Source organism: Pseudomonas sp. TE12234 (genome assembly GCF_054061835.1).
Genome location: NZ_JBSSEP010000002.1, coordinates 590302 through 604148, shown reverse-complemented (window position 1 = coordinate 604148; position 13847 = coordinate 590302). Strand labels below are relative to the sequence as shown.

Genomic DNA, 13847 nt, shown 5'->3' with positions numbered 1-13847 from the left:
CCGCTGACTGACCGTTGTAGGAGCTCGCTCGCGATGGACGTCAATGATAACGCGTACATCTGGATAGACGCGGTACCGAGGAGTGCTTCGCGAGCGAGCGCCTACAGGTGTTGATTCATACAGGGCTTCGACGCCAGAAGCATCGCGCCAGCAGCGCATCGAGACTGAACTTGCCAGGGCCTGACAGCACCAGCGGCACCAGGGCGGCGAGGTAGATCAACGGCAGTTTGAAGTTGCCGTAGCCTTTATTGGTGATCGAATAGCCCTGAGCCAGGTCGCTCAAGGTCGACCAATCGGCAGGCCAGTGAACAGCGGCGGTGGCGACGATGGTCACCACGATCAGGCTGATCGCCGAAAAGCGCGTGGCCAGTCCCACCAGCAGGGCGAGGGCGCAGATCAATTCCACCCACATCGACAGTTCCCAGTTCAGCGTGGCCGGCAGGTGGTTGAACGGAAACAGGAAGCGGTCCTGGATGTCGGCAAACCAGTTTTCGCCATTGAATTTTTCCAGGCCGGACTCGAAGAATTCCCAGGCGAGGAACACGCGCAGGGTCAGGGGCGCAATCCAGCTGCCGGCACGGTCAAGGTTCAGGTGCAGGCCTTTCACGGCAGAGGAAATAGAGGCATTCATGGGCGTTGATCTCCTTCAAATCAGGGGTGTCGGGCGATGTGTTTGCCCGTTAGCGCAAGGATCGGCTTGGCCAATCGACAGGCGTATTTGATCAACCGGGTGTATCTGCGGTGTGTCGCGGGTGCGGGGGGTTGAAGGCATGATGTGTCGAGAGCCGGGCTGTACACACTTTGATACATGGCCGTCTCAAGTCATCGCCACCCTCCTGTGGGAGCGGGCTTGCCCGCGATGACGGTTGCACACCCAACATTGAGGGTGGCTGAACCACCGCTATCGCGAGCTCGCTCCCACAGGAATAGCCTTGAGCGCCTGCAATCGGCGGTCTGAGGCCCCATGCCCCAGAGCATGTCCGGGGCCGTTTGGATGGGGTTCGAGTCAGTCCGATAACGCCAGGACCCGGCTGCGCAAGTGGTCCAGGGTTTCGTCGTTGAGGACCGTGGTCAGGTCCAGCCCTTCTTTGGCCTGGAACAGGTTCATCGCGTCCCGGGTCTGCTTGCCGAGGATGCCGTCGATATCACCAGGGTGCCAGCCGAGGTACGTCAGGCAGGTTTGCGCCATGCGAATCCGCAGATCGGGTGTCCCGCCATAAGAAAACTTTTGATACGCGGCACTGAGGCGCAAGTCATAGTTGTTGATGGCGTAGTTGGGGCCATTGTAGCGACGGGCGAAATTGGCCCAGTCCTTGGCCCGCAGCGCCGCCACCGAACCCCCGCCGATCAGCTCGCCCACGGTGCACAGCAGTTGTTCGTTCTCGGATTCGACCATGCGCTTGACCATCGCCTCGACATCCGCCGAGCCCGTGGTGGCGAAATTGAAGCCCATTGTCTGGCCCAGTCCCCAGGAGGTGCTTTGCAGCGCTGCGTTGCGGTTCAGGCTGATGGCCTGATTCAGCCGATCATATTGATGCGCCCCCGATGCGCCATAGTTGCCAGGGGTCTTGCTGCTGATGTCCGGGTATTGGGTGTCAAACGCCTGTTGGGTCAAGCGGCTGAAGACGTGGCGCTCAAAAAGAATTTTCGGGCGGCGGTCGGAAAAGAATCCGTTGCCGGAGGTTTCTACTGCTAGCACAGCCCAGAGTTGCGCAGCACTGACTTTGGCCAGATCCAGGGCATTTTCCATTCCTTCGTCGTCAAGCGCCGCGCCATGGCTGGTGAATTCATCGCTCATGGCGGCCTCCTTCGAAACAGCAAATACCGGTGTACGGTTTAAGCGTAGGCGGGCCGGGCCTGTGCCGGCGGTTTTGCGATCATCGGCGCAAGGCAACGGCGGATGACGCTCAGGGACTTTTGCTATACATTTTCCGCCCGCCCATTGCATGGTGATACTGCTTCATGTCTCTCGCGCTCGAACGTCTAGTCGCTGGCACGCCGATCCCTTTCGCCGGTAATCGTGTCACCGTGGTCAGCCCTGAACTGGCAGCACGCTTTCAGCCCGGTGACCACCTGTTGGTGGAGCAGGTCAGCGGTGAACTGCTGCTGATCCCGGTGGCTGACCAGCAGGCGGCGTCGGTCGCGATTGCCCGTGCCGAAGCGGCGTTTACCGCGTTGTCGGCGGTGTCGGATCAGGCGATCAGCACCTTCTTCGACCTGTTTGCACAACGTCTGGAAAACCCGGACTGCTGGGCCCTGATCGAGGCGGCCAACCTGGCGGACATCGAGCGGGCCAAGGCTCGCGGTCGTTCGACCACGCGTTTGCTGGCCGATGAGCGCATGCGCCGCGACATGATTGCCGGCCTGCGCGCCTGGCGCGATGCCCCGGCGACACGGGGCAAAGTGGTCAGCTGCGTCGAGCATGACGGCTGGAAAGTCGAGCAGGTGGTGTCGCCGCTGGGCATCGTCGCGTTCGTCTTCGAAGGCCGGCCGAACGTCTTCGCCGACGCCGCCGGTGTACTGCGCACGGGCAACACCGCCGTGCTGCGCATTGGCAGCGATGCCTTGGGCACCGCCCAGGCCATCGTCACTCACGCCTTGAATCCGGCCCTGGCCGACGCCGGTTTGCCAACCGGCGCGGTGTCGCTGGTGGAAAGCGTCAATCATGCCGCCGGTTGGGCGATGTTCGCCGACCGGCGTCTGTCGCTGGCGGTGGCCCGGGGTTCGGGGCGCGCCGTCAGCCAGTTGGGCAGCATTGCGCAACAGGCTGGTACCGCCGTCAGCCTGCACGGCACCGGCGGGGCCTGGCTGATTGCCCACAGCGACGCCGACGCCACACGTTTCGCCGCGGTGGTGCGCAACTCCCTCGACCGCAAGGTCTGCAATACCCTCAATGTCTGCCTGATCCACCGCGACCGCGCTTCCGAACTGGTGCCGCTGTTCCTGGAGGCGCTGCAACAGGCCGGCAAGGCACGGGGCCAGGGCTGCAAGTTGCACATCGTCGAAGGCAGCGAAACCTATCTGCCAGCGCAGTGGCAAAGCGCGACCGTCGAGGTCTATCGCGCCGAAGGCTACCGCACCGAAGCACTGGCCGAACCGCTGCCGGAAGATCAGTTGGGCCGTGAGTGGGAATGGGAAGAAACCCCTGAAGTGAGCCTGAAGATCGTCGACGACCTGGACAGCGCCATCGCCTTGTTCAATCGCTACAGCCCGCAGTTCACGGTGTCGCTGCTCAGTGAAGACGCAGCGACCCAGGAGCGTTTCTACAACGCGGTCAATGCGCCCTTTGTTGGCAACGGGATTACCCGTTGGGTCGACGGTCAGTACGCGCTCAACAAGCCGGAACTGGGCCTGTCGAACTGGGAGAGCGGTCGCCTGTTTGCGCGCAGTGCGATTCTCTCCGGTGATGGTGTGTTCACCATCCGTAGCCGCATGACGCAGACGGATCTGTCGGTCAAGCGCTAGAAAATGGCGCAGCGGCTGCCTCGGCGGTCGCTGCGATCGGCTCAGGCCGCTTCAACGGCTTTGCCGTAGACGGCACAGGTGCCTGGGTGTTCGGCCAGCGAAACGAAGGTGCGGCTGCCGGCATCCAGGGCATCGATCGAACCGGTCTCGATGTCGTAGACCCAGCCATGCAGGTTCAGCAGGCCTTTTTCCTGGGCCAGGCGCACGCTCGGGTGAGTCTGGATGTTGGCCAGTTGGGCGATGACATTCTCGCGCACCATCGAACTGACTTTGGCCGCGTCATCGGTGTGGGGCCGGGATTCGTTGATGACTTTCGCCGACTCGGCGTGTTGCAACCAGCCGCTGACGGCGGGCAGGTGGTCCATGCATGTGCATTTGGCGACGGCGGTCATGGCGCCGCAGTCGGAATGGCCGCAGATGACGATATCGGTCACACCCAGCACCGCGACGGCGTATTCGACGGTAGCCGACACACCACCCGGATGGGGGCTGTAGGACGGCACGATGTTGCCGGCGTTACGGATCACGAACAGCTCACCGGGTTCTTGCTGGGTCAGCAGTTCCGGCACGACGCGACTGTCGGAACAGGTGATGAACAGCGTGCCCGGATGTTGCGTGGTGGCCAGGTGCTTGAACAGGTCGGTGCGTTGCGGAAAGACTTCTTTCTGGAACTTCAAAAAACCGTCTATGAGCGCTTTCATGGGGGCATTTCCTTTCAGTTCAGTAGTTGGGGATCAGTTGGAACAACCGGTGCCGAACACGCTGTATTGCAGAATGTGGGTCGCGCCTTTGGAGTCCTGGTACGTCATTTCAACGGGGACAACGCCGCAGATGTCCGCAGGTGGCGTGATGTTCACGACCTGCGCGATATCCAGTGTCATGCCGTATTGATAAGGCACGACGGCTTCCCGGGCTTGAACCTGAGCGGACACGCCCGCTATCAGCGAAAGAACCAGCAGAATTTTTTTCATGGGGCATCCTCCAGAGCAGAGTGGTGAGTGCTAGACCGTTGTCGGGTTTTGACCGGGTTGGGCCCGCACCGGAGCGCGGGCCGGTCGCCACTCAGAAAGGACGCAGGGGCAGGAACTTGCCGTCGAGGGTAATCACTGCGCGGGAGCCGCCTTCCGGGTCTTCGACTTTCTTCATGTCGAGCTTGAAGTTGATCGCGCTGATGATGCCGTCGCCGAATTGCTCATGAACCAGGGCTTTCAACGTGGTGCCGTAGATCTGGATCATTTCGTAGAAGCGGTAGATGGTCGGGTCGGTCGGGACACCCGAAAGACTGCCGCGCAGCGGGATGATCTGCAGACGGGCTACCGAGTCGGCGTCCAGTTCGAGTTTTTCGCCAATCACTTTGGCGGCACTTTCCGGCAATGGATGCTGGCCGAGCAGGGCGGCGGTGACATAAGCCAGGCCAAGGCCGGTGCCGTCAGCCAGGTCCTGCCAGGACAGGTTCTTGCGCGCCTTGGCATCGAGGATTTCGGTGGTCAGGGCCAGGCTTGGGTCGTTGTAAGCGTGGGACTGTTGCATGGTGTTTCTCCTGTCGCAGTGGGTTGTGTTTCGGTGTGAAGCCATCTTCTGCCGATTCACCCATAGCGTCCAAGACCGATATACAATGCAAAGCATAAGCACTGCCTATAGATGGTGAGCCCATGTTGCTGCGTCATTTGCGTTATTTGCTGGCCGTGGCTGATCACGGCGGTTTCACCCGCGCCGCCGAGGCGCTGCACGTATCCCAGCCGACCCTGTCGCAACAGATCCGGCAGCTGGAAGAAGCCCTGGGCGTCAGCCTGTTCGACCGCACCTCGCGCACGGTCAAGCCGACCGACGCCGGCCAGGCCTACATCGAATGCGCTCGTCGGGTGCTGGTGGAACTGGAGGCGGGCAAGCGAGCGCTGCATGACGTGAAAGACCTGTCGCGCGGCTCCCTGCGCCTGGCCATGACGCCGACCTTCATGGCGTATCTGGTGGGGCCTCTGGTGCGCGACTACGTGGCGCGGTTCCCGAACATCCATCTGGAGATTTTCGAATTGTCGATGGACGACATCGAATCGGGGCTGGCGGAGGATTCGCTGGATATCGCGATTGCGTTTGACCAGGTGCGCAACGCCGACATCGAATCGATCCCGGCGTTTACCGAGACACTGGGCTTGATGGTCGGTCGGGCTCACCCGCTGTATGAAAGCGAAGGCGCGCTCGCCAATGAGGCAGTGGCGCAACTGGAGTTTGCATTGCTGACCGCGGACTTCGTCACCCGTACGCGCATCGACGAGTACTTCGCCCAAGGACAGATCACGCCCAAGGTGGCCATCGAGGTCAACTCGGTCAATACCTTGCTGGAAGTCATTCGGCACACGGCGATGGCGACTATCCTTCCGGAGCCTATTGCAACCAGCGATCGCGCGTTGCGCAGGATCCCGTTGGCGGGGGAGGCGCCCCGGCGCGGAGCGGCTTTGCTGCGGCGTAAAAACAACTACCACAGTGCGGCGTCGTTGGCGTTTGTGCAGTTGGTGTTGGGTGCCGATATATCTTGATCAGCAAATATTGGTGCATGGGCTTCAAAACTAAAAAGGGCCTGCTCTTGTTGGGAGCAGGCCCTTTTTATAGTTGAGTCAGTTTAATCAGTAGAACCGGTCAATCACCCGAACTTCGTTCTGGTTCTGCATCGATGCCCAGGCCTGTTTCAGGGTTTGCAGAACATTACCAATGAAGTCCTTGTCGGCCGCGGCTTTCTTGCCGACGTAGCCCTGGCCGCGACGGTACATTTTCAGTCGGGCGAGCAGGTTCTGGTTGTTCTGGTCAAACTCCGCTTCATGGGCATGCGGGGACAGGCAGTCGATATGAACCTGGCCGGTCTTGCTGATCCAGAGGATATGGCTGTCGTGGCTGTCTTTTTGAGCAGCGAACATACGGGCCAGTTCTTCGATAGTTGGTTGATTGTTCAAATTCATCTTAAAACCCCTTGACCATTTGGTGATCTTTCAAAGTTGATTCGCTAATACAAGTAGCCCATCGGTTAGTTGATCCCTGGCACCGAAACCAGGACGTCAGCAGTCGTCCGCCAAATTCGGCGGGGCCCTGCGTCTGTTGCATGTAGTCGTGTTGAATAACTGCTACGCGTTAGCGTCACAACGAAGAGAAGCAGCGAATACCTTCAGGCCACTGCCGACGTTTTCAGGGTCGGGCACAAGCTTCATGAGGATGGATCGCTAGCATTTCTCGCCCTTGTACTGGACGTTCAGGCCAGGTCAGCTTCTTCAATCTGCCTTGTGGGCAGCGTGTATCCGGAAAAAACAGCTCGGCGGTCAGACGAGCTTGCTCAAGCGTGTTGCGTGTACTCCCGATCGGGGAGACGTCTGCATCATGCAAGGGCAAATCGAAGGCGTCAACGGTTTTGTAGTGAATATTTTTAGTCACTACATATTGTCGGACAAAGCTGTCTGGAATTAAAAAACGTAACCGGGTGTGCGGATCAGGACGACGGCAGCAAAGCTTCGAAGCGGTAAAAGGTGCAGGGATAACCCTTTACCGTCAGGGAATGTCGGGTGAAGCCCTCTGCCACGAGATCGGGCATGACGGCGGCCCAGAACAGCCGCGCGGGTTGATTCACTTCGATGTGGAAAATCTGCCACTGACCGGGGAATCGGCTCAAGAGGGTGGAAACAACAAACTTCGCGACACCCCGGCCACGAAAGCGCCGAGCAACGAACAAGTAACCAATGTTGTGCTCGGCACCGGGCAGGTGGGTTTCGTCGTCCACTGTTACAAAACCAGCCAATTCCCCGTCCACCTTGATCAGAAACGCTCGGGTCGAGGGTTTTCGCCAGTAGTCGGTCAGGGGCAAGATGTTGAAAAGGCCGTGTTCAGCGAGTTTCAGTGGCATCCACTCACTGAAGTCGTAGGTATAGAACTGCATCAGGCATTCGATGGTTTCCAGGTCATCGCGCTGAGCGGCGTGCAGTGCTATCGAGGACATTACCTGCGGCTCCTGGCATCAGTCAGACAAGGATAGACGGAACGGTGAATGGCTTGTGAGGGGATGTGTCGCGAGGGAGCAAGCTCCCTCGCCACAGGGGTAAGTGTCAGGCTTTGGGGGCCGTGCGTTTGTTGACGGGCGATGTCTTGCGCTTGGCCGGTTTACGCTTGTTTTTCCAGGGCGTCGCGCCACGTCCGGCAGGGCTGGCCGGACCGCTGATGGTCAGGCTCAGGCCGGCGCAACGGGCCACTTGCTTGCTCATCCACGCCGCCTGTTTGGTGACGAATTCTTCAAGACTCATTTCGCCGCTCTGCACCATGTCCAGCGCCTGCTCCCAGATCGCCGTGGTACCCGGATCGGCAATCGCCCGCGGCACTGCATCGATCAGGCTGAAAGCGGCAGGCGTGGCAGCCAGTGCCTTGCCGTTCTTGACCAGGTAGCCGCGGTCGAGCAGGCCCTGGATGATCGAGGCGCGGGTCGCTTCGGTGCCGATGCCGGTGGTGTCCTTGAGTTTTTGCTTGAGCAGCGGATCTTCCACCAGTTTGGCAACGTTCTTCATCGCCTTGATCAGATCGCCCTCGGTGAACGGCTTGGGCGGTTGGGTCCAGAGGTCCTTGAGCTGCACGTTGGCCACCGCGCACTCAATGCCTTCCATGAGGTGGGGCAGCGTTTGCGGGGCTGGTGCTTCACGGCCCCTGGCCGGGGCAAGTGCTTCGGGCAGTGCACGTTTCCAGCCGGGCTCGACGATCTGCTTGCCAACGGCACGCAAGGCTTCACCGGCGCAGTCGAAGTCGGCCTGGGTACGGTCGTATTCGTGATTGGGCAGGAATTGGGCGAGGTAGCGTGCGCGGATCAGGGTGTAGACCGCCCGTTGTTTGCCCGCCAGTTTTTCCAGGTTCTTTGCGGCGGCGGTGGGGATGATGCCGTGGTGCGCGCTGACCTTGGCATCGTTCCAGGCCCTGGAGCGCCGTTGCGGTTCGAGGTAATCGTGCAACGCGTTCAGCGCCGGATCGGCCTGACGCAGCGCCGCCAGAATGCCCGGCGCTTCGCTGTGCTGGCTGAGGGGCAAATAGCCGCAGTCACTGCGCGGGTAGGTGATGACTTTATGGGTTTCGTAGAGCGCCTGGGCGATATCGAGGGTTTCCTGGGCGCCGAGCCCGAGTTTCTTCGAGCAGACTTCCTGCAAGGTGCCGAGGTCGAACGGCAGCGGTGCCACCTCGCGCATGCGCTCGGTGCGCAGCTTGATCACCCGGGCGCTCGCGGCGCCTGCCATCGCAGCTGCGGCTTGTTGGGCCAGTGCCTGATTCAGGCAGCGCTCCTGATCGTCGCAAACCTCCGAGGCGGCCCGCCATTGCGCGGTGAATGGGGTGCCGTCGTGTAACAGCTGGACGTCGATGGCCCAGTAAGCGACCGGTACGAAGTTGGCGATGCTGCGATCGCGATCCACCACCAGGCGCAAGGTCGGCGTTTGTACCCGACCGACCGGCAACACGCCCTGATAGCCGGACTGGCGACCCAGCAGGGTGAACAGCCGACTCATGTTCATGCCGATCAGCCAGTCGGCCCGGGAACGCCCCAGCGCCGAATGGTAAAGGCTGAAGGTTTCGGCGCCCGGCTTGAGGGCGGCGAGGGCCTTGCGGATCGAGGCGTCGTCCAGTGCCGACAGCCACAAGCGGCGGATCGGCCCACGATAACGGCAATGCTCCACCAGTTCCCGGGCGATCATCTCGCCTTCGCGGTCGGCGTCGGTGGCGATGATCAGTTCGTCGGCCTCGCCGAGCAGGCGTTTGACGGCTTTGTACTGGCTGGCCGTGCGCGGTTTGACGGTCATTTTCCATTTGTCCGGAATGATCGGCAGGTCCGCCAGCACCCAGCGCTTGTAGCGCGCGTCGTAGGCGTCCGGTGGCGCGGTTTCCAGCAGGTGGCCAATGCACCAGGTCACGGTGACGTCTGTTCCCAGCCAGCAGCCATCGCCGCGGCGCCGCGCGCCGAGCACGGCCGCAATGTCTTTGGCCTGGGAAGGTTTTTCACAGAGGTACAGCCGCATAACCATCGTCGTCGATCAGTGTCCGGAGAGGTGCACAGAATGGCGGGATATGGACTCGGGGGCAATCTTTATCTGTATGGATGTACAGTTAGTGCGTTGCGATAATTTGCCTGGTCCGTTCGGCTGCAAGGCGGTCATGCCTGCCGAATCTGGGTTATACCTGATGAATCGTGGTCTCGGGTCATGGGGCTGCTGCGCAGCCCGTCGCGGGCAAGCCACGCTCCCACAGGGTCAATCATCGTCGTGAGGAACGCATTCCATGAAAAGCTCCGGTCCCAGCCCTGTCATCACCATCGCCGAGCAGCCCGGTTGCCTGCTGGTGAAATTTCACGGAATCCAGGTGGCCGCCTCCTCGCGCGCCCTGGTGATGCTGGAGGCCAATTACCCTCCGGTGTACTACGTTCCGCGAGAGGACATCGACGAGAAATATTACGTCCGCACCGATCACACCAGCTATTGCCCGTACAAGGGCGATGCCAGCTATTTCAGCCTGCAGGTGCCGGGGCATGAGGGCGCCAATGCGGTGTGGAGCTACGAGAATCCCAAGGTGTCTGTCAGGCAGATTGAAAACTACGTGGCGTTTTACCCGGATCAGGTGACGTTCGAGTTGCTTGAGATCGAAGAGTGATATTCACGCTGACTTTCACAATACCTGTAGGAACGAGCCTGCTCGCGATGGTGTGTCAGTCAACGCGATGACAACTGATACTCCATCGCGAGCAGGCTCGCTCCTACAGGTTTTCCCTTAATTTTTGTGCAGGTCCACGTTGCGGGTCTCGCGCAAACAGATCATTCCCACGACCAGGCTGACGCCGGTGATCACCACCGGGTACCACAGCCCGTAGAAGATATCGCCGGTGTAGACCACCAACGCAAACGACACCGTCGGCAGAAACCCGCCGAACCAGCCATTGCCGATGTGGTAGGGCAGGGACATCGAGGTGTAGCGGATGCGCGTCGGGAACAGCTCGACCATCAGCGCCGCCAGCGGCCCGTAGCACATCGCGGAAATGATGATCAGCGCCACGATCAGCGCGACGATCATCGGTTTGTTGATCTGCTGCATGTCGGCTTGCTGCGGATAGCCGGCAAGGGTCACGGCACCGCGCAATGCCGCTTCGTCAAATCCGTCGATCTTCACGTCGCCAACGCTCACTTGCACCGTGCTGCCGGCCGGTGCCACTGCGCTGGAGTACGGCAAGCCCTGTTTGACCAGGAAGGTTTTGACCTTGTCGCACGGGCTGTCAAATTTCGCCTTGCCGACCGGGTCGAACTGAAAGGTGCAGGTGGCCGGGTCGGCCAGCACGGTGATCGGTGCCTGACGGCTGGCCTGGTCGATGGCCGGATTGGCGTAGTGAGCCAGGGATTTGAAGATCGGGAAGTACAGCGCGGTGGCCAGCAGCAGGCCGATCATCAGCACCGGCTTGCGCCCGACCTTGTCCGACAGCCAGCCGAAGAAGATGAAGAACGGCGCACCAAGGGTCACGCTGACAATCAGCAGGCCGTTGGCGACGGCAGGGTCCATTTTCAGGAATTGGGTGAGGAAGAACAGCACATAGAACTGCGCGGCGTAGAAGGTCACCGCTTGCCCGGCGTTGATGCTGAACAGGGCGATGAGCACGACCTTGAGGTTTTCCCATTTGCCGAAGGAGTCGCGGATCGGCGATTGGCAGAGTTTGCCTTCTTCTTTCATTTTCACGAAGGCCGGCGACTCGTGCAGGCTCAGGCGAATCCAGGTCGAGATGCCCAGCAAAATGATCGAAAACAGGAACGGAATGCGCCAGCCCCAGACTTCGAACTGATCGCCCGTGAAGTAGCGGCAACCGAGCACCACCAGCAGCGATAACAGCAGGCCAAGGGTGGCAGTCGACTGAATCCAGCTGGTGTGAAAGCCGCGTTTGCCGATAGGCGCGTGCTCTGCGACGTAGGTCGCGGCGCCGCCGTATTCGCCGCCCAGGGCCAGGCCCTGAAGCATGCGCAGTGCCACGAGAATGATCGGCGCGGCGATGCCGATGCTGGCGTAATTGGGCAGCAGGCCGACGCAGAAGGTCGCCAGGCCCATGAGGATGATGGTGGCGAGGAAGGTGTATTTGCGTCCGATCATGTCCCCCAACCGGCCGAACACCAGGGCGCCGAACGGCCTCACGATGAAACCGGCGGCGAAGGCCATCAGGGCGAAGATGAACGCCGTGGTGTCGTTGACCCCGGCGAAGAACTGCTTGCTGATCACCGCCGCGAGGGCGCCATAGAGGAAAAAGTCATACCACTCGAAAACCGTTCCGAGCGACGAGGCGAAGATGACTTTCTGGGTGTCCTGGCTGGTACGCGCGCTGCGCAAGCTTTCCAGGGGCTGAACGTGTTCTGACATATCGGTATCCCTCACAGTGATTGTTTTTGTTGTTCCACTGTCGGCGCCGTCCTTGTGGGCTGGTGCCGCTACTTCGATGTATCGGATGTACGCGTTTGCGCAGGAGCGAGCTTGCTCCGGGCGGCGTTCCGACGATGACCTTCAGAGCGCACATGGGTGTCAGGTTGTCAGCGTTATCGTTGACGACCATCGCGAGCAGGCTCGCTCCTACAGTGTTCGTGTGGATTCACGAGTGTGTGACCCGTTCCTTTGTCTCGGTGATGCTCCTTGTGTGGGGGCTGAGGATCAGTTGTGCGGCTTTCTCGGCGATCATCAACGTGGGTGAACAGGTATTACCCGAAGTGATGCGCGGCATGATCGAGGCGTCGGCGATGCGCAGACCGGGGATGCCGTGCACACGCAGTTCGGCATCGACCACGGCGTGCGTGTCGTTGCCCATCCGGCAGGTGCCGACCGGGTGGAAAATCGTGGTGCCGATCCGGGCGGCGGCTTCGTGTAATTGCTCTTCGCTTTGCAGGCTGTCGCCGGGCAGGTATTCGACCGGATTGAACGCCTTCAGCGCTGGTGCGGCGACAATGCGCCGGGTCAGGCGAATGGCGTCGGCCGCCACGCGCAAATCCTCCGGATGGCTCAGGTAATTGGGTTGAATCAGCGGTGCCTCCTGCGGGTTGGCGGAGCGGATTTCGACCCGGCCACGGCTCTGCGGACGCAAGTCGCAGACCGAGGCGGTAAAGGCCGGGAACGCATGCAGCGGTTCACCGAAGCGCTCCAGGGACAGCGGTTGCACGTGGTATTCGAGGTTCGCCGACGTCTGTTCCGGCCCCGAGCGAGCGAAGGCGCCGAGCTGACTGGGCGCCATGGACAGCGGGCCGCTGCGGTCATACAGGTAGCGCAGGCCCATGCCCATCTTGCCCCACAGGCTGCCGGCGATCTGGTTCAGGGTACGGGCATTTTGCAGTTTGTAGATCAGGCGCAGTTGCAGGTGGTCCTGCAGGTTGCCACCCACGCCGGCCAGTTCATGCGCGACGCCGATGCCCAAGCGTTGCAGGAGCGGGCGAGGGCCGATCCCGGAGCGCTGGAGGATGCTCGGTGAGCCGACGGAGCCGGCGCACAGGATGATTTCCTTGCGGGCCTTGAAGGTCCTGGCCTGATCCTGCCAACGGGCGCTGATGGCACTGGCACGACCGCTTTCCAGCAGCACGCGGTCGGCTTCAACGCCGGTCAGCACGGTCAGGTTGGGACGATGGCGGATCGGCTTGAGAAACGCCTTGGCCGCATTCCAGCGGATGCCGGCCTTCTGATTGACCTGGAAGTAGCCGCAGCCTTCGTTGTCGCCCTGGTTGAAGTCATCGATGCTGGCGATGCCGCTTTGCTCGGCGGCGCTGCGGAAGGCATCGAGAATCGGCCACGACAGACGCTGGCGTTCGACCCGCCACTCGCCGGCACCGCTGTGAAACGCCGAGTCGCCGGCAAAGTGGTTTTCGCTCTTCTTGAACAGTGGCAGGACGTCTTGCCAGCTCCAGCCCGGATTGCCTTCGGCAGCCCAGTTGTCGTAGTCGCCCGCCTGGCCGCGCATGTAGATCATGCCGTTGATCGAGCTGCAGCCCCCGAGCACTTTGCCGCGCGGATAGCTCAGGGCACGGCCTTGCAGGCCGGGTTGGGCTTCGGTCTTGAAGCACCAGTCGGTGCGCGGGTTGCCGATGCAGAACAGGTAGCCCACGGGGATGTGAATCCATGCATAGTTGTCGCGGCCGCCGGCTTCGAGCAGCAGTACGCGGTGCTGCGGGTTGGCCGACAAGCGATTGGCCAGCAAACAACCGGCCGGGCCGGCCCCGACCACGATGTAGTCGTACTCATCAAGGGAAGTCTGCATCCCTGACCTCATGTTGTTGTTCTTGTTGGGATCCATCCTAGTTGTTAGCTTTCGTCAAAAGAATGTTAGTTTTTGCGCAGCTGCTGTTCGTTTTTAAACACCTGTAAACAAGGATGAT

13 protein-coding genes are annotated in these 13847 nt (G+C 60.9%); 3 read left to right on the top strand and 10 right to left on the bottom strand.

Annotation, left to right across the window (positions count from 1 at the left end; all coding sequences use genetic code 11):
* Window positions 1-115: 115 nt before the first annotated feature.
* Window positions 116-631 (bottom strand): HvfX family Cu-binding RiPP maturation protein, encoded by a 516-nt coding sequence (locus ACVWYU_RS06380; RefSeq protein WP_090320479.1) that lies wholly within the window; start codon window positions 629-631, stop codon window positions 116-118.
* A 375-nt stretch (window positions 632-1006) separates the two neighbouring features.
* A complete protein-coding gene (locus tag ACVWYU_RS06375; protein WP_457372249.1) occupies window positions 1007-1798 on the bottom strand; it encodes an N-acetylmuramidase domain-containing protein in 792 nt (263 codons plus the stop codon).
* A 164-nt stretch (window positions 1799-1962) separates the two neighbouring features.
* On the opposite strand from ACVWYU_RS06375, the gene ACVWYU_RS06370 reads away from it, so the two are divergent.
* Window positions 1963-3465, top strand: a complete 1503-nt coding sequence (locus tag ACVWYU_RS06370) for an aldehyde dehydrogenase family protein (protein ID WP_457372248.1) — start codon at window positions 1963-1965, stop codon at window positions 3463-3465.
* A gap of 41 nt (window positions 3466-3506) precedes the next feature.
* Here ACVWYU_RS06370 and ACVWYU_RS06365 read toward each other — a convergent pair whose 3' ends face one another.
* The 3 genes from ACVWYU_RS06365 to cynS form a co-directional block, all read right to left on the bottom strand.
* Window positions 3507-4166: a carbonic anhydrase gene (locus ACVWYU_RS06365; RefSeq protein WP_090320489.1), complete on the bottom strand. Its 660-nt coding sequence runs from the start codon at window positions 4164-4166 to the stop codon at window positions 3507-3509.
* A gap of 33 nt (window positions 4167-4199) precedes the next feature.
* Window positions 4200-4436, bottom strand: coding sequence for a DUF2790 domain-containing protein (locus ACVWYU_RS06360; RefSeq protein ID WP_090320492.1), 237 nt, complete (start codon window positions 4434-4436; stop codon window positions 4200-4202).
* A gap of 91 nt (window positions 4437-4527) precedes the next feature.
* A complete protein-coding gene (cynS, locus tag ACVWYU_RS06355; protein ID WP_090320495.1) occupies window positions 4528-4995 on the bottom strand; it encodes a cyanase in 468 nt (155 codons plus the stop codon).
* 122 nt (window positions 4996-5117) lie between these two features.
* Between cynS and cynR the strand changes: the two genes are divergently transcribed.
* Entirely contained in the window at window positions 5118-5999 is an 882-nt protein-coding gene (gene cynR / locus ACVWYU_RS06350) for a transcriptional regulator CynR (protein ID WP_457372247.1), read from the top strand.
* Window positions 6000-6086: 87 nt separating this feature from the next.
* Here cynR and ACVWYU_RS06345 read toward each other — a convergent pair whose 3' ends face one another.
* The 3 genes from ACVWYU_RS06345 to ACVWYU_RS06335 all read right to left on the bottom strand — a co-directional run bounded on the left by ACVWYU_RS06345 (window position 6087) and on the right by ACVWYU_RS06335 (window position 9488).
* Window positions 6087-6416: a hypothetical protein gene (locus tag ACVWYU_RS06345; protein WP_090320500.1), complete on the bottom strand. Its 330-nt coding sequence runs from the start codon at window positions 6414-6416 to the stop codon at window positions 6087-6089.
* 521 nt (window positions 6417-6937) lie between these two features.
* The gene (locus ACVWYU_RS06340) at window positions 6938-7441 is read right to left on the bottom strand and encodes a GNAT family N-acetyltransferase (protein WP_457372246.1); all 504 of its coding nucleotides are present in this window, start codon (window positions 7439-7441) and stop codon (window positions 6938-6940) included.
* Window positions 7442-7547: 106 nt separating this feature from the next.
* Entirely contained in the window at window positions 7548-9488 is a 1941-nt protein-coding gene (locus ACVWYU_RS06335) for a DNA topoisomerase III (protein WP_457372245.1), read from the bottom strand.
* A 259-nt stretch (window positions 9489-9747) separates the two neighbouring features.
* On the opposite strand from ACVWYU_RS06335, the gene ACVWYU_RS06330 reads away from it, so the two are divergent.
* The gene (locus tag ACVWYU_RS06330; protein WP_457372244.1) at window positions 9748-10116 is read left to right on the top strand and encodes a DUF427 domain-containing protein; all 369 of its coding nucleotides are present in this window, start codon (window positions 9748-9750) and stop codon (window positions 10114-10116) included.
* A gap of 117 nt (window positions 10117-10233) precedes the next feature.
* On the opposite strand, the gene ACVWYU_RS06325 is transcribed toward ACVWYU_RS06330, so the two are convergent.
* Together ACVWYU_RS06325 and ACVWYU_RS06320 are read right to left on the bottom strand one after the other, a co-directional pair.
* Entirely contained in the window at window positions 10234-11856 is a 1623-nt protein-coding gene (locus ACVWYU_RS06325) for an MFS transporter (RefSeq protein ID WP_090320507.1), read from the bottom strand.
* 226 nt (window positions 11857-12082) lie between these two features.
* Window positions 12083-13729: a GMC family oxidoreductase gene (locus tag ACVWYU_RS06320; protein ID WP_457372243.1), complete on the bottom strand. Its 1647-nt coding sequence runs from the start codon at window positions 13727-13729 to the stop codon at window positions 12083-12085.
* Window positions 13730-13847: the final 118 nt, after the last annotated feature.